Origin of the sequence: Terriglobus sp. 2YAB30_2 (genome assembly GCF_052114765.1) — a bacterium.
Taxonomy (GTDB): Bacteria; Acidobacteriota; Terriglobia; order Terriglobales; family Acidobacteriaceae; genus Terriglobus.
Genome location: NZ_JBFRFJ010000003.1, coordinates 132,387 through 148,217, shown reverse-complemented (window position 1 = coordinate 148,217; position 15,831 = coordinate 132,387). Strand labels below are relative to the sequence as shown.

12 protein-coding genes and 1 tRNA gene are annotated in these 15,831 nt (G+C 58.2%); 5 read left to right on the top strand and 8 right to left on the bottom strand.

The window, feature by feature from the left end; translation table 11 throughout:
* Positions 1-5: 5 nt before the first annotated feature.
* Genes dapF through mpl form a run of 3 tightly spaced genes read left to right on the top strand, consistent with a single transcriptional unit; the run spans position 6 to position 3,154 of the window.
* Positions 6-806: a diaminopimelate epimerase gene (dapF, locus tag AB4Y89_RS05995; protein WP_442299998.1), complete on the top strand. Its 801-nt coding sequence runs from the start codon at positions 6-8 to the stop codon at positions 804-806.
* Complete coding sequence (locus AB4Y89_RS05990; protein WP_442299997.1) at positions 803-1,726, top strand: S66 peptidase family protein; 924 nt, start codon at positions 803-805, stop codon at positions 1,724-1,726. The genes dapF and AB4Y89_RS05990 overlap by 4 nt, the downstream gene beginning before the upstream one ends.
* On the top strand, positions 1,727-3,154 hold the full coding sequence (gene mpl / locus AB4Y89_RS05985; RefSeq protein WP_442299996.1) for a UDP-N-acetylmuramate:L-alanyl-gamma-D-glutamyl-meso-diaminopimelate ligase: 1,428 nt from the start codon (positions 1,727-1,729) through the stop codon (positions 3,152-3,154).
* Here mpl and AB4Y89_RS05980 read toward each other — a convergent pair.
* The 7 genes from AB4Y89_RS05980 to AB4Y89_RS05950 all read right to left on the bottom strand — a co-directional run bounded on the left by AB4Y89_RS05980 (position 3,147) and on the right by AB4Y89_RS05950 (position 8,789).
* Positions 3,147-3,884, bottom strand: a complete 738-nt coding sequence (locus AB4Y89_RS05980) for an SPOR domain-containing protein (RefSeq protein ID WP_442299995.1) — start codon at positions 3,882-3,884, stop codon at positions 3,147-3,149. The genes mpl and AB4Y89_RS05980 overlap by 8 nt on opposite strands.
* Positions 3,885-3,981: 97 nt before the next feature.
* Positions 3,982-4,641 (bottom strand): hypothetical protein, encoded by a 660-nt coding sequence (locus AB4Y89_RS05975; protein ID WP_442299994.1) that lies wholly within the window; start codon positions 4,639-4,641, stop codon positions 3,982-3,984.
* A 35-nt stretch (positions 4,642-4,676) separates the two neighbouring features.
* Positions 4,677-5,096, bottom strand: coding sequence for a hypothetical protein (locus tag AB4Y89_RS05970; RefSeq protein WP_442299993.1), 420 nt, complete (start codon positions 5,094-5,096; stop codon positions 4,677-4,679).
* Complete coding sequence (locus AB4Y89_RS05965) at positions 5,096-6,601, bottom strand: tetratricopeptide repeat protein (RefSeq protein ID WP_442299992.1); 1,506 nt, start codon at positions 6,599-6,601, stop codon at positions 5,096-5,098. The genes AB4Y89_RS05970 and AB4Y89_RS05965 overlap by 1 nt, the downstream gene beginning before the upstream one ends.
* 179 nt (positions 6,602-6,780) lie before the next feature.
* Positions 6,781-8,367, bottom strand: coding sequence for an ArnT family glycosyltransferase (locus AB4Y89_RS05960; RefSeq protein ID WP_442299991.1), 1,587 nt, complete (start codon positions 8,365-8,367; stop codon positions 6,781-6,783).
* A complete protein-coding gene (locus AB4Y89_RS05955; protein ID WP_147649113.1) occupies positions 8,368-8,679 on the bottom strand; it encodes a DUF3467 domain-containing protein in 312 nt (103 codons plus the stop codon).
* A 25-nt stretch (positions 8,680-8,704) separates the two neighbouring features.
* A tRNA-Leu gene (locus AB4Y89_RS05950) sits at positions 8,705-8,789 on the bottom strand.
* Positions 8,790-8,974: 185 nt separating this feature from the next.
* On the opposite strand from AB4Y89_RS05950, the gene AB4Y89_RS05945 reads away from it, so the two are divergent.
* Entirely contained in the window at positions 8,975-10,117 is a 1,143-nt protein-coding gene (locus tag AB4Y89_RS05945) for a phosphatidylinositol-specific phospholipase C1-like protein (protein WP_442299990.1), read from the top strand.
* A gap of 106 nt (positions 10,118-10,223) precedes the next feature.
* Here AB4Y89_RS05945 and AB4Y89_RS05940 read toward each other — a convergent pair whose 3' ends face one another.
* Complete coding sequence (locus AB4Y89_RS05940; RefSeq protein WP_442299989.1) at positions 10,224-11,933, bottom strand: hypothetical protein; 1,710 nt, start codon at positions 11,931-11,933, stop codon at positions 10,224-10,226.
* Between the two features lie 455 nt (positions 11,934-12,388).
* Between AB4Y89_RS05940 and AB4Y89_RS05935 the strand changes: the two genes are divergently transcribed.
* The gene (locus tag AB4Y89_RS05935; protein WP_442299988.1) at positions 12,389-15,730 is read left to right on the top strand and encodes a carboxypeptidase regulatory-like domain-containing protein; all 3,342 of its coding nucleotides are present in this window, start codon (positions 12,389-12,391) and stop codon (positions 15,728-15,730) included.
* The last annotated feature ends 101 nt before the right edge of the window (positions 15,731-15,831 follow it).

Sequence of the window (15,831 nt, the reverse complement as noted above, 5' to 3'; positions counted from 1 at the left end):
AAACAATGATTCCTTTTGTAAAAGCACACGCCTGTGGCAATGATTTCCTCGTGGTGGAAGAGACGCTGGCTCACGGTAAACATGCAGAGATCGCCCGCAAGCTCTGCGCCCGCAACACCAGCGTCGGCGCCGACGGTGTTGAGTTCCTTGAACGCCGCGACGATGGCAGCTACTTCCTTCGCCTCTTCAATGCCGACGGCTCCGAAGCAGAGCTCTCGGGCAATGGCACCCGCTGTGTGGCTGCGTGGCTGGCCTATAGCGAGGGCCTGAAGCAGGTAACGCTCGGGACGCACGGTGGACCGCGCGCGTGCACGACCGTCTCCTGCGAAGATACGGGCTTTCTGATCGAGACCGGCATGGGAGTGCCTCAGGTGAATCCGCAGACAGTCCAGATCGAGGGCGTCGGCGCCGTGGAAGGAGCCAACGTCAACGTTGGGAATCCGCACTTCGTCATCTTTGTGGACACCGATGACTTCTCCTCGCATGGGCTTGCCTGGCAGGCGCTAGGCGAAAAGATCTGCTTCCATCCTGATTTTCCGAAGCAGACCAACGTCGAATTTGTCCGTGTGCTGTCGCCGGGGCATATCGCCTTCCGCATCTTTGAGCGCGGCGTTGGCCCAACGGCGTCTTCCGGCACAGGCACATGCGCCTCGTCGACCGCAGCGATTGCGTTGCGCGATTGCAGCACGACACTTGAGGCTACGGCTGAGGGCGGAACCCAGCGCGTGGTCTGGCCTACGCCGGCAGAAGAGATGCGTTTGACCGGGCCTGCTGAGATTATCTGTGTTGGAAAGGTCACCCTGTGAGCCCCAAGCCGAAGGCGCTGCGCAAGGGCGCTCGATTGGCGGTTGTGTCACCGGCGAGCACACCTCAGCGTGCGCTGGTAGAGAAGGGCGCAGTTGCTTTGCGCGAGCTGGGCTATGAGCCGGTGCTGTATCCGCATGTCTTCGGCGGAGGTCCGCTCTACTACGCTGGTACCGCCGCAGAACGAGTCAACGATCTGCATGCAGCCTTTGCGGATAAGACCATCGATGGCATCATTGCAGCGCGCGGTGGGTGGGGAACAGCGGAGTTGCTGCCCCTGCTCGATACCGAGCTGATTCGAGCCAATCCAAAGGTCTTCATCGGCTACAGCGATCACACCTCGCTACACACCTACTTCCAGACGCACTGCAACCTGAACACCTTCTATGCCCCGATGGTAGCCGCAGACTTTGCCCGCGAGAATGGTGTGGATTGGCCGAGCTGGTACTCGGTCTTCGAAGGTGCATCGGAATGGAGCCTGACTTCTGCGGACGGCCTGCGCGTGCTGCGCCCAGGCAAAGCGACCGGAGTTCTGCGCGGCGGTTGCATCTCGATCCTTGCGCAATCACTGGGGACGCCCTGGGCGGCGGAGACTGACAACAGCATTCTCTTTCTGGAAGACATCGGCACCAAGCCTTACCAGTGGGATCGTATTCTGCTACATCTGCGTTGGGCAGGCAGGCTGGATACGGTGCAGGGCATTGTCTTCGGAGACATGAAGCAGTGCGTTATTCCGGAAGATATGCAACTGCTTGAAGATGCTATCCAACACTCGCTGCGTGACTTCGCCGGGCCGGTGGCGATAGGGTTGCGCTCGGGCCATGTCTCGGAGCCGAATATCAGTCTGCCGCTGGGCGTGTCGTGCATGCTCGACTGCTCCAACGAGTCGCAACTCAACTTTCTGGAAAGCGCTGTCGTCTAGATGCAGGGACTCAAACACATCCATCTCATCGGCATCTGCGGCACGGCGATGGCTTCGCTGGCCGGCATGCTGCAGGCACAGGGACACAAGGTCACGGGCTCAGACGCGGCAGCGTACCCACCGATGTCGGATCTTCTGGCGTCGCTGGGTATTCCGATCTCTGAGCCCTATGCCGAGAAGAACCTGCAGCCTGCACCTGATCTTGTGGTTGTCGGCAATGCGATCTCGCGCGGCAATGTCGAGCTGGAGTATGTGCTGGAGCATCGCCTGCCGTTCCTCTCGATGGCAACGTTGATCCACGATGAGTTTCTTCGCGGCCGCGACTCGCTTGTCGTTGCCGGAACCCATGGCAAGACGACCACCACCAGCATGCTTGCCTGGATCTTTGAGGTAGCCTCGCGCCGCAGGCCGGAGCTCTCGCCGAGCTTCCTGATCGGTGGTGTTGCAGAAAACTTCGGCACCAGCTTTCGCGTTCGCGGCACCAAGCCTTTCATCCTCGAAGGCGACGAGTACGATACTGCTTTCTTCGATAAGGGACCGAAGTTCCTGCATTACTTCCCGCAGGCGGCGATCCTGACGCATGTCGAGTTCGATCACGCCGATATCTACGCGGATCTTGCCAGCGTGAAGACAGCGTTCAAGCGGTTCGTGAACCTTGTGCCGCGCAATGGCGTCGTCGTCGCCTTTGACGGCAGCGCGAACGTCACCGAATGCGTCGCCCGCGCCTTCTGCCGCGTAGAGCGCTATGGACTGGCGGAGAACTCCCACTGGCGAGTGACCAACCTTCGCCATGAAGACGAAGGTTCGCGCTGGTCGCTGCTTCGCGGTGGCGAACCCTTTGCCGAACTCTACCTGCCGATGGCGGGCGAACACAATGCCCTCAACGCAACTGCTGCCGCGGCCCTGGCTGCGACGCAGGGAATTGATTCTGCCAGCATTGTCGAGGCTCTTGCCAGCTTCCGTTCCGTGAAGCGCCGCCTCGAGGTGATTGCCGAAACCCACGGTGTCACCATCATTGATGACTTCGCGCATCATCCGACTGCTATCCGCGAGACGCTACGTGCTTTGCGCGCAAAGTATCCATCGCGGCGTCTGATCGCTGTACTGGAGCCACGCTCGAATACGCTGCGCCGGAATGTCTTTGAGAAAGAGCTGATCGAGTCGCTGGCGGTGGCTGACGCCATCATCCTGGCCGCTGTCTTCAAGAGCGAGAGCATTCCAGCCGAAGAACGGCTGCACCCGGAGAGTGTCGTCGCTGGTTTGAAATCTGCTGGTAAGCCCGCGGAGCTGCTACCGGATGTGGATGCGATCGTCGCGAAGCTTGTGAAGGAGATGCAGCCGGGCGACGTCGTCGCTATTCTGTCCAACGGTGGCTTCGGTGGTATCTACGAGAAGCTGCCTGCGGCCATCGACGCGGTTGCTATTTGACGATGGCGTTATAGCCGTCCGAGAGCAGACGCTGACGCATCGCCTCTGCGTCTTTGCGATTGGAGAACGGTCCGAGCTGCACGTGGATCAGGTGATCTGTCGGAGCCGAGGTCGTAAAGACCGCGTAGCCACGCCGCTTCAATGCGCTCAGCAGCACCTCTGCATCTTCCTGGTGCGAGACTGCGGCAACCTGCACGATGGCCGGTCCTTGAAGCTGCGTTGTTGGCAGGGAGACTGGCTGTACCGTGGGTACCTGCGGCTGTGCGACGGTGGCAGCAAGGCGCGGAGCGGGTGCCGGCGCTGGTACGGGCTCCTGCGTGGGGGTGGATGTCTTTACCGGCTGAGATGGCTTCGGCGTGGTATCAGCATTCGCGGCGGTGACGGCAGGCGGCGCCTGAGCCGTGGTATTACCGGCAGCGCCGTAATACTGCTGCGTGCCGGTATTTGCGTTGGCGTCAGCCGCCTGCTTTGCCGAGAGATAACCGGGGACCGGCTGAATCGCGACCGCTCCGGGCGCGGGCTTGAAATTACTGAAGTTGCTGCCGGATTCACTCTGTTCGGCGGGGGTGGCAATCGCCGAGCGGCGGCCGGCGGTATAGCCGAAGCCGAAGAACAAGGCACAGATCAAGGCAGCAGCAAAGAAAATGCCCAGCACCGAGCCGGTGCTGAGATGAATTTCGCGATCTTTCCGCGCGGGTTGCAGATCCAGGTCGTCGACCAAAGTGCTCATAACAGGGGATGGTATCCACCGGGCCACGGCGTCAGCCATAGCCTACAAACGCGATGATAGGCCAACTATGGCGCGGTGGATATCCCCCTAAAGTTACCTAGAAGTGTACGTAGAACCCGAAAGCAGGCTCGATGGTCGTGTTCTGCTTCTCGAGTTGCAGGTAGTTCGCTCCGAAGTCAGGCGCCTTATGAAAGGCCTGGCGGAACTGAACACGAATGCCAATGTTCGGTGTAAAGACCGGCATCTCGCCGCCGAATCCATAGTAGTAGGTGAGGCGCCACTGCGGCTGTAGACCAACACCGCCAAAGCGGGTCGGCTTGTAGTCGGTTGAGCCGGCTCCGGCTGAGGCGAATGTCTTAATCCCGGCAATCTCCGGCCCATGATAGACATACCCGCCAGTGAACTCGTTCGGTGTTGCCTGAACCGTTAAAATGCCAGAAGGGGTGGCTCCCAAGTAGGTCTGGGTTGAGCGGCTGTAGTTCCAGTTGAACTCAAATCCGACCGGGGGTTTTATGGTGTATCGAAGCTGCACCAAAGCGCCAAAGGTCGTGCTCACGCTCTGATCGACCTTCTGGTTCAGATAGTTGGTTCCATTGACACTGGAGTGGCTGACGTACGCGCCCTGAAGGGCGAAGTCCATGCGGTCAATGTGCTTCGCCAGCCGCTTGGTGGTGGACGTCTGCGCGTATGCAGAAGTGGAGACGACGGAGGCGAGACCTAAACCTGCGAGCAGAAACGCGCGGCACAACTTCGACATGAACAGCGGTGACTCCTTACCGAAAAACGATGCTTCTAGTGTACCGTGAGGCGCTTGGCGCGGCGCGCTCGTAGTGCAACTGTTGCCAGATAGCTGGTGGTGACGCCCAGAATCCCGCTCAGCAGAACTCCGGCGACCGGGTTCGGCTGCACCGAGCTGTCGTAAAACCGTGCGATCCCAGCTGCCATGCCGCCAACGCCTATCACCGTAGCCAGCCAGCGGACAGGAATCCACGCTTGCAGGACACATAGGCCAAAACCTGCCGAGAGAAGTCCAGCCGAAGCCGGACGTACGGGAGGCGTGAGCAGGGCAGGCAGAGGGGCCAGCACCAGCAGAAGACCGACGCAGCCGGGAACTATGGTGCCCGGACGATTGGCCTCTGCGTAGATCAGCAGCACGCCCATGAAGATCGCAACGAAGAGAACCGTCGGATGAGAAACGAGCGCGAGCGACATTACTGCACCGGTTGTCCGCGACTGGCGATGGTCTGTTTCAGCGCGATGGCGGCGGCGTTGCTGGGCTCAATGCGCATGGCATTGCTGACGTCGTTTGCTGCCTGGGGAAGCTGTCCGGCCCCCAGTTCGAGTCTGGCCAGAACCAGGTAGGCTGCGGCGTTGGGCTTCAGCTTGAGAGAGGCCTCAGCCTCGCTCCGGGCTTCCGCGGTGTTGCCGCTGCGCTCGCGTACCTGTGCCAGACCGATGTGGCCTGCGGCTGAGGTTGTGTCCATCTGCAGCGCCGACTGAAACTCACGCTCGGCCTCCAGCACGAGACCCTGCTGGAGATAGTCCTGTCCCTGCTGCACAAGTGCCTCAGACTGTTTTGCCGGAGGCAGAGTCGCAGTTTGCATGGCCCGCATCTGTTCGAGCTCGAAGGCGGCCTGACGGAATCCGGACTCAGAGTAGGTCCGGCGGATACGGGGCAGTGCCTCGAAATCAACGGATGGATTATCGATCTTCTGCAGCAGCAAGGGAGCTTCGACATCGGCCGGTCTCAGGCTAAGGGTCTTCTGCAACTCAGCCTTCGCTCCGGGGAGGTCGCGGCGCTGAAAGAGCGCGGTCGCGGTGTTGTAGTGGTAATCGGCATCCTTCGGATCGGCCGTGGAGGCGCGCTGAAACAGTGCTCCGGCGTCTTTCCCCTGGCGGCTGGCCGCGACTCCCTGATTGTTTACGACCTCGGGGAGAGGCAGACGGCTGGCGACAAAACCGAATGCCGTCTCCGCGGCCGGATACTGGCCGGAGTTGAAGTTGGCCAGGCCAAGATAGAAGTTCGCCTCCAGGGCCAGGCGATTGTTCTGCGGAAGCTTGGACAGCGTAGCCGCAGCCTCTTCAAACTGTCCCTGCGCGTACTGCGCTTTGCCCAGCGCCAGGATGGCGGCGGCATAGTCCGGGGAGACCGAGACCGCTGTCTTAAGCCGCTTCAGCCGCTCTGAGGGCGTCTGTGCCGAGACGCCGCGGACATAGCTCTCAAAAGCTTCCAGCTTGTCATTGGCGCTCTGCGTCAGGAAGGTCTGCTCCGCGACAGGAAAGGAAGGATCCACGTCCTTCACAATCTTCCAGGCGACCGCGTTTTCGAGATCGAAGAAGCGGTTTTTGTCGACCGATTCTTCAATTGGTTTGGACATCGAGAGTTTGTTGACGTCAAGTACCTGCGCCTGCGCTGCCAGCCGGTCCCCCTGCATGGTGAAGCTGCCGATGACGATGAGGTCGGCGTCCAGCGTCTGTGCAATCCGCAATGCGGTGGCGCGGCTGGGTTTCAGATCCAGGGGATAACCGAGATGATCGAGCGCATACATGCGGTCATCGCGGCTGATGGTCAGAAAACCGGAGGACGAGAGACGCTGGTTCAGCATCTCCGGAAAGGAATCGCCGATCCAGTTCAATCCCGTCTGCCCTGAGCGGTTGTCGAACGGTAACACCAGCACAACGTGGCCATGAGAGACGGGTGCAGCCTGTGCCGTCACGGCGCCTGCAACCGAGAGAAGACCCAGGAGAGCAATTTTCGTGTAGGGGTAGTGCAGGGCTTTTGCATCTATGGGCGTTTTCCTCAACGAAAACGCCGCTGCATGCGGTTTCCGGGATACCCAGCAACAGGAAAAATGCTCTAGAATGCGGCGTTTCGAAAACATCATCACCGGTCTGATTATAGGTGTTTTGACGTCTCTGGAGCCTCGATGGCAGCGTCCACGGTTCTGGGGAAACGGATCACTGCCGCCCACTCGCCATTCTTCTGCGCCTGCCACACGACTTCACCATGCAGCACGGCGGCGGCCTCCGCTGGCAGCAGGTCGCGATGGAAGTCGAAGTACCGGGTGGCCTCGCCTTCGAGCGGCCGGCCGAGGTTGAGCTTGCCTGTCGCGGGCTCGTACTTGGTGCTGAAGATTAACGCCGTGTCGTACTTCTCAGGATGCCGGGCTGCGGCTTGTACCTCTTCGACTGAGAAGTTCTGGATGGGTGCGACCTTGAACGGCTGCTTCACATAGCCGAGGTCCGGATGCATCAGCTCTGTCCATGCAGGCCATGCTGTCAGGACGGTTGCCTGGGGATAACGCTCCGTAATGATGTTGATGGCCTGCTGGTGCAGCATTACGAAGTCGCGGTAGGTCAGGTTGTCTTCGGGAGCAAAGGCGTATGGAGGATTGACGGTAATGGCTGCAACAAATCCCGCGAAGCTGATAGCTGCCAGCAACCACCACTGCCGGAAGTGATGCCGCCAGAGGCTGACATACAGAAGCAGCAACAGGGGAAAGCAGGGCAGCAGGTAGCGGGTCAGCAATGCTCCGCCAAGGACGGAGAACTCAAGCAGGTTAGCCAGAAGGACGACGGCGATCGCCGCCATGGCCGGCGCTGCGATACGCCGGGCACGATCCGGGGCATAGGGCGTCAGCAGCAGGGCTCCGGTTGTCAGCACTGTAGCCACCCACATGTTCATATGCACCACCAGGTGCAGGATGCGGTGATAGAACGAGAGCGCGATTCGCTTGGCGTCGAGCGTTGCCGTGGCGTTGTAGCGCACAAACTCCGGGTTGCCGAACATGTATCCGGTCTCGTGCTGATGATAGAGGTACCAGGCGATGAGGGGCAGCAAGGGAAACGCCAGCACCAGCACCCAGGTCCACCGCACCTTGCGAGCGCGAATGCCCGTTACCAGCTCCCAACCGGCGAGAGCCACAGGAGTCACAATGGCCGTCTCCTTGGCCAGAGCAGCGAAGGCAAAGAGCATAGCTGCCCAGATGGCATTCCGGGTGGAGCTCGTCCGGACAAGGCTTTCGAAGTAAAACGAGAGACCCCAAAGGGTAAAGGCCGCTGCGAAGATATCCGCGTGCGCCAGCGTGCTCTGCGCGAACCAGATGGAGAAGGCGGCGGTCAAAAGCACGGTCGTGGCTGCAACCGCGGTGCCCGCCAGCAGGCGCGCTGCGCGGAAGACACCCAGCAGCGCAGCGGCACTGACCATGACCACCAGTGTGCGCGTTGCCGAGGGAACGAAGCGCGCAATGTGCCACCAGCCGGCCATCAGAATCGAGGGCAAGGGAGGATGCGCATTGGTGACGGTGGTGAAGGGAATCAGCGTGCCGGTACGGAAGAAGTCCAGCGCGGCAGGGATGTAGTAGCCGGCTTCGTCCCAGAAGTAAGGCAGGCGCAACAGCGTGATGTGCGACAGGTAAATCCCCGCGAAGAGCAGCGGATAGATTGCCCAGAGCGGCAACGCCGCGTTGCGATTTGGCACCACTTAGTGGACTGGTCCCGGAGGATTGAAGTTCGGTTCCAGAGCGATCTGTCCAAAGGCTCGCTCGTACTGCTGCACATTCTCGCCTAGCACGCCCAGCAGGGCTTTGGCCTGCTGCGGGCTAAGGTACACGCCCTGGAAGTTGCGCACCGTCACCTCATCGGCAGCCTGCGGATGCATGGTGCCGAAGATAAGCTGGAAGTCCCAAACCGACATCCGTACCTGCACGCTGTTGGCGTAGCTGTCGCGGTAGTCTTCGGTCTTTTCCAGGTGAAGCGTGGTGCTGTTTTCCGCGGGTTTGTTCTGCTGGCTCATGATGCCTTTCAGGAGTGGAAAAAGTTGGTGCGAAAGGGGGGACTTGAACCCCCACGGGTTGCCCCGCCAGATCCTAAGTCTGGTGCGTCTGCCAATTTCGCCACTTTCGCACAGGAGACGCTATATGCAGATTCTAAATGACTGGCCGTCCTGTGTCCCGGGCTCCCGGCGATCTTTTCGCCGGAGCAGTTTGAAGGCGCCGGCGCCTTCCAGAAAGCGCCTTTTGCATATACTCTGTTCTGCCCCAGATAAGGCCATTCATCCTGCGGCAACATCGTCGCTTTACAAGGTACTCATGCGGTCTTTTTTCGTAACTCTGCTCGCCGTTGCGGCTGCACCGGCTGCGTTTGCGCAGCACTCCCTGGGAAATCAGGACAAACAGATTCACATGAACCAGATCCAGGTGATCGGTTCGCATAACAGCTATCACAAGGGCTTTGCTCCCAGCGAGGCGAAGTGGCTGGAGCAGCGAAATCCCGATGCATACCACAGCTTGGAGTACCGTCATGCATCTCTGGCGGATCAGCTCGACGGCGGTGTGCGCCAGTTGGAGATCGATATCTTTGCCGACCCCAAGGGCGGCAAGTTCGCGCATCCCAAGGTCGTGGAATGGGTCAAGGCTGCCGGTCTGCCCGCTGACCCGGACTTCGATCCGGATCACGAGATGGACAAGCCGGGCTTCAAGGTCATGCACGTTCAGGACCTCGATGAGCGTAGCCAATGCCACACCTTTGTGAAGTGCCTGCAGCAGGTTAAGGGATGGTCCAAAGCGCATCCCATGGCGCTGCCGGTCTTTCTTCTGATTGAGACCAAGGAAGGCGCGGTGCGTAACCTGCCCAATGCCGAGGTGCCATTGCCATTTACTTCGGAGACGTTTGACGCCGTTGATGCCGAAATCCGCAGCGTCTTCTCCGAGGACGAGATGATCACGCCCGACATGGTGCGCGGCGAGTACGCGACGCTGCCTGAAGCCGTGAAAGCGGGGAACTGGCCGACGCTTGATAAGGCGCGTGGCAAGGTGGTCTTCCTGATCGATCAGCGGCCCAAGGAAGAGACCTATCTTGATGGACATCCTGCACTGAAGGGACGGGTGATGTTTACCAACGCTGTTCCCGGACGTGACGATGCTGCCTTCACCGAGATGAACAGCGGATCGAAGGAAGAGATCGATGCTCTGGTAAAGCAGGGATATCTCGTTCGCGCACGCACTGACGATGGCACGACGGCGGCACGCACGAACGACACCAAGCGGCGTGAAGAAGTTCTTGCCAGCGGGGCGCAGTTGGTCAGCACAGACTATCCGCCGTCAGAGCCGGCATCCTGGACGGGATTCTTTGTCGGCTTCCCAGGTGGTCTGGTCGCTCGGTGCAACCCGATCGATGCTCCAGCATCCTGTGAGAGCAAGGCGCTCGACGGCACGCTACGCGCACGTCACTAACACCTAAGAAGTCAGGCCCACGAAGGGAACAATCAACTCCTGGATGGATGTGCTCGCTATGTCGACACGAGAGACGACACATAGCGAGCACACCGATTTTGCGAACTTATTGACTTAGTACATTCATGATTGCCTGGTACTTCGGCGTTGTAAGAATCCGGTAATCTTCCGTCGCGCCCCAGTCTCCATTTCTGCTGTAGTAGCCGGCGAGGCTGAAGTAGCCGAACATATCCCCGCCCTGTCCAAACCAGTTATCGACGATATGGTGCTCAACAAGCGGCCCCATTCCGGCATCTCGATTAGCTTCAATCTGTATCCCGACATTCGAAGTATTCCTGTTATCAGGACCGCCTTCGTAGGCGAAAAGCTTCAGGCCGTAGAGATTTGCTGTGGCTTTGTTCTGCTGCGTCTTGGTCACTGAGGCATTCGATGATGCAAGCATGTTGGCGAGGACGTCAGGAATGGTCGCCGTCGTCGATGGAGATGTATCGCTGAAGTACGATCCTTGCGCCATGGCGTAGAAGTAGTTGCTGGGCGGTCCATAGGTCGCGTTCATCCACGCCAGTGTTTTTGCTCCCGTAGAGTTCGTGCCCTCCTGAAGGTTCCACCAGGCGTAAACCGGACGGATAGTGGTATTGAGCGATCCAGATCCAAAGACCGCTTCAAAGATCTTCGCGATCTCATACAAGCGCTTGGCATGACGCCGATAGGCCCAGTCGAGCTGAACGGTATCCCCATCGTTGTTCAGCGGAGATCCACCTTGCCCTACCTCATCGATGGCTGCGAGCCGGTTCCAGGTGTATTGTGAGAAGCTCGAGTTCCAAACCTCATTGCTGTGTTCGATGTAAATATGCAATCCGGGATTAAGCCCATGATTGCCCGTGAAAGAATCCCCATTCTTCAACAACTGCGCAAGTTTGTAGATATAACTGGTCGTGTCGGTAGGGCTTGAGCCTGTGGCGCTGACCGGTATGTTGATCCAGATATCTTTATTCGCTTCATTGGCCAGCAGGATCACATACTCCCAGGAGACCCCTGTCGCGCCAGCACGCACGGCAGTTCCCATCCCCTGATACGCGTCCGACGGAAGGCTGCGGTCGGCCCAGTTAATAAGGTGATGCCCAGGGTCGCCGTAATATCCGGCCGAATAATTTGTCCCGGTCCAGCTCATGAAGCGCAGATAGCCAAACGGAGCCAGGGCGTTGATGTAGGCAGGATCGAAATGGGTTGGAGAACCGTTTGGATACAGTCCTGGACGGAATGCTTTCAGATAGCGAATGCCGGTATTTAATCCCGATGTCTGGGTTCGCTGAGTGTTGGTGAATAGGATCGTCATCAGCGAGGGTTGTCCTGGCGGCAGCGTCACGTAGACCATGGAATAGTTGTTGACAGGGTCGTAGCTCTGGTTCGAGAAAGTAAGATAGGGCGAGTCTGGTCCCGCAGACAGCGTCGCCTGTCCATAGAAGGACATCAGGTACTTTCCACTGCAATCCGGTTGTACGGCATCTGGATCATCCATGGGCGGATTCCATGCCAGGTAGGGACGCTGGTCAAAGATCACCGCAAGTCCGTCCGTCGTGGGCCAACCGTTGGCGTCGTAAGGGGCCTTCGCAGAACCATCTGTCGTAAGAAAAAGCCGCCCCTGATGGACGAAGGCATCACGGAAGCCGGTAGGCCTTTCTGAGACTTCCACTCCGATCTTGCCGGTATATGTACCCTGGCCAATTGCCGCATGTGCACTTGCGAGAAGAAAAATACCTAGAACAAGCCGCACCCATCGCGGGGTGCTGCTTGCCGATACAGCTTTACGAGTCATGGCTACCAACATGTATCCTCCATCCGCCTGTTAGTCGACGATCGTTTGCATCCATTGCTGCGGCATGCTTGCCGCAACGCCTCGTCCCGGCCATGTGAACCGTTTCAGAACGCGTGAGCCACCGGTCTGGGAACCGGGGAATCGTCGTGCCGCATGCCGACGAGGCTCAAGTGACTTAACCGTCTAAGAACACATCTTTACGTAAATAGGTAGCTATTCCGCGTGCCGGAATGCACGCTGCGGGCTCTGCCGTTTGGGATTACGTTTCTTCGATTCGGTTGGTGGCTAGAGTTCGTGACGTGGCGGTATGTCTCTGACTCTAAAAGCGAATTAACGTAAACGCCGGTTCACTTACGTTAAGTCCCTTGACGGAGCAGAAACCTGGCCCCGAGGATTCGCGTTGCGCCGGATCAGGCATGGTTGCATCCACTCTGCCGGCTGCCTTTGGGGGAAAGATGAGAAGCAGGTATCTTCGGGTCATTGGTCTGTTTGCATTGCTATGGAGCAGCATCGCAATCGCTCAATTCAGCGGGACGGTTCAAGGGACGGTCTCGGATCAGACCGGCGCGATTGTTCCAGCAGCCTCGGTCGTACTTCATAACCTGTCTACGGGGGGCGATCTCCAAACAGCGACCTCGTCGTCCGGAAGCTTCTTTTTTCCATCCATTGCTCCTGGTTCGTATCAACTCCGGATCAGTGCCCCGGGCTTTTCCACGAGCCAGATCGACGTCCAGGTTGGAGCCAATGAAGTGCGTGGTGTAAATGTAGAGCTCCGGGTCGGAGCAACCGACACACTGGTGAATGTCGCCGCTACCTCCGAGGGCATCAATCCCGATGAAACCCGGGTACAGGCCACCTTGACGAGTGAGAATATCGGTCTGCTGCCGCTTCCAAATCGCGACACCACGATGTTGGTTCAGCTTGCACCAGGGGTGGGTGGCTTTGTCGACCCAAGTAACGGGATTGGTTATGGCTCGTCGATATTTGGGAGCGGCACCTTTCAGCCAGGGTCGAATTCTTCTATTTCCTCTCCGATCACCGCAAATGGTCTGCCTGGCGCATCCAATCTCTACCTCATCGACGACCTGCCAGTAATGAGCACGACCACCCGGGGCAATATAACAATTCTGCCTAACCCGGACATGATCGATCAGGTCAGCCTACAGACGCAGAGTTATTCGGTCGAAAACGGACAGAGTTCTTCCCTCCAGACAGCGTTCACGACCAAGTCCGGCGCGAACAGCTTTCACGGCAGCCTGGACTTCACATACACAGGACGCTTTCTAAGCGCGTCAAAGGTCTTCTCTCCCTCGAACTTCAACTTCCATCGTCAGAATTTTGTCGCGGCGCTTGGCGGGCCTCTATGGAAGGATCGAACTTTTTTCTTTGGCTCGGTGCAACTGCTTCGCTCAGCGGGCGCGGGTGGTGGTCTCGACACCTGGCTGGCTCCAGAACTGGTGAATTGGGCGCAAACGGCCTACCCAACCGCCATGGGGACTAAGGCTCTCGCCATGGCGCCTCCCACGAGGGTTTACAACGGTGTTCCTGTTCTGGCTTCCGCCGCATTTCCACACACCGCAACATCAGGCTGTGAAACACCTGCGACAAATAATCTCCCTTGCAGTACTCCAGTACGTTATGTCGGACAGTCGGCACAGACCAACCCATATAACGGCACACAATGGAACATTCGTCTGGATCAGCTTTTCCGTGGCGGGAAAGACCGCATCTACGGGCAATATATCCATCTCAACCAGACCTCAGGATTTCTTTCGGACCGGGCATTTTTCGATTCCGCATCGCCCAGCGTGACCTGGTACTGGTCTATTAACTATGTTCGCGCCTTTTCATCGCGTCTGGTTAATGAGGCCCATTTCGGCGCTGCCCGTACCTGGCAGGCCATTGAGGCGGCGAATCCGATTTCGCAGTCAGTTCCACCAACACCGCGCATTAATACCGGATCGAATATTCAGACGACGCAAAACGGTACCAGCACGCGCGAGCATCCCCTGAATGTTCGCGATACGGTGAGCTGGAATCTTGGCGCCCATAGCCTGCGACTCGGATACCAGTATTTCCACGGCGATTCCTACTCGCGGCAGGATCGCTATGCCCGTCCATTCAGCACTCAATTCACGAACGAGTTGACCTTCCTGCAGGATCAGGCGACGAATGCGTCTTACTTCTCAATCGGCGGTGACGGCAAATATCAGCCGCAGATATACGGATCGCAGGTTAGTTGGAATGGCATCTTCGTGGACGATCAATGGAAGATCCGTCCCCGCCTTACACTCAATGTGGGTATCCGTTACGATGACTTCGGCAACCCCTCAAAAACTGCCAATGACGCACTGGATTTCTATCCAATCTTCACTGGTTCCGGCAGCGATCTGTTGAGCAATGTCCTGGACGCGAGTACCCGCCGCGCAGACAATGCGTTCGTCAGCCGCAGAAAGGGAAATATCCAGCCTCGTGGCGGTTTTGCCTGGACACCGGCACCCAATGGCAAGCTGCTGGTGCGTGGCGGGGTCGGTCTTTATCTTGACTCCGTGCAGCCTGGTGAAGTCTCGATGAATCTTCCAACGAATCCGCCCAACCGGATCTCGTTATCCGTATCGACATCGAGCGCTCCGCAATACCAGGCATTTCTTAAACCGATTCCTTATGGAGATTTTCAAACTCCCGTCGCTCCGTATGGTTTCCATTTGCCGCCAGTGGTGACCTATGGCGCCGATTCGAAGGGAAATATTTGTTACGACCCCTCTTGTACAACCAAGTTCGCCTCGGGCTTGAATGGATACGACCGTGACCTGAAGTCGCAGAAGGTCATGGTTTACTCGCTTGGTATCGAGCAGGAGAGCGTGGGGCGGGCTGTCTTCTCTCTCACCTACGTGGGAAGCCGCGGTTATGACCTGTATTACGGCGGCGATTACAACCTGCTTCCTGGTGACCTGATCGCGAACGGATTTCAGAAGCGTCGTACCCAGGATTGGGGTCAGATTACGTTCTACCGCAATGGCCTTACGAGCAATTACAACGGCGTGATCTTTGCCATTCGGCAAAGCCACAAGGGACTGTTCTGGAAGTCTTCCTATACCTGGAGTCACGCCTTGCAGGATGCGCCGAACGCTGGGCAATCGAACACATCAACAACGCAGTTGATGGCTAATGTGATTGCTCCCAAGCAATACTATGGCAGCACGGCGTTCGATCGAACCCACGTGTTCTCACTCTCTGGTGGATATACGGTCCCGAGGGTCGGAGAAAATCGTCTTATTAACTTAACGGCCTCGGGCTGGCGCCTGGGCACCATCATTACCGCCGAGTCGGGGACACCATTCACCGTGGTCAATACAACGGCCTACACCGCGCCCACGGCCTCAAATCCACTTGGCGGTGGATACATGGCTGACGGCAATAACTTCGGTATTCCTTCGTACAACGGGTCCCACCGTGGCGCCTTCAGTCGAGAAGAGGCCCGTAATGGGGCATTTGTTCTTTCCGACTTCAGTGCTCCCGCGAACTACACCAAGGCACCCGGCATGGGAAACCAGGCAGCGAATATCTTCCGGAACACAGGCTACTTTACGGTGAATGCAAACCTGGCCAAAGGCTTCGCCATTCCCTGGATTCGCGGAGAGAAAGCGACCTTTACGCTGCGAGGCGAAGCGTCGAACCTGCTGAATCGCGCCAACCTCGGCCCCATCGGGAATGTGACCAACAGCTCCTTCTTTGGGAAGAGTTCTACTTCGTTCAATCCACGTTTCCTGCAATTGGGGGGACGGCTTGAGTTTTAGAGCGTTTTCCCTGTTGCTGGGTATCCCGGAAGGGGCGTGCAGTGGCGTTTTCATTGCGGAAAACGCCCATAGATGCGGAATCCCTACGTTCCAACCACAGG

Bases quoted from the DNA above. Each gene is read 5' to 3' on its own strand.
- AB4Y89_RS05945 (WP_442299990.1), top strand. From the start codon at position 8,975: ATGCGGTCTTTTTTCGTAACTCTGCTCGCCGTTGCGGCTGCACCGGCT.
- dapF (WP_442299998.1), top strand. From the start codon at position 6: ATGATTCCTTTTGTAAAAGCACACGCCTGTGGCAATGATTTCCTCGTG.
- mpl (WP_442299996.1), top strand. From the start codon at position 1,727: ATGCAGGGACTCAAACACATCCATCTCATCGGCATCTGCGGCACGGCG.
- AB4Y89_RS05975 (WP_442299994.1), bottom strand. From the start codon at position 4,641: ATGTCGAAGTTGTGCCGCGCGTTTCTGCTCGCAGGTTTAGGTCTCGCC.
- AB4Y89_RS05940 (WP_442299989.1), bottom strand. From the start codon at position 11,933: ATGACTCGTAAAGCTGTATCGGCAAGCAGCACCCCGCGATGGGTGCGG.
- AB4Y89_RS05970 (WP_442299993.1), bottom strand. From the start codon at position 5,096: ATGTCGCTCGCGCTCGTTTCTCATCCGACGGTTCTCTTCGTTGCGATC.
- AB4Y89_RS05935 (WP_442299988.1), top strand. From the start codon at position 12,389: ATGAGAAGCAGGTATCTTCGGGTCATTGGTCTGTTTGCATTGCTATGG.
- AB4Y89_RS05980 (WP_442299995.1), bottom strand. From the start codon at position 3,884: ATGAGCACTTTGGTCGACGACCTGGATCTGCAACCCGCGCGGAAAGAT.
- AB4Y89_RS05955 (WP_147649113.1), bottom strand. From the start codon at position 8,679: ATGAGCCAGCAGAACAAACCCGCGGAAAACAGCACCACGCTTCACCTG.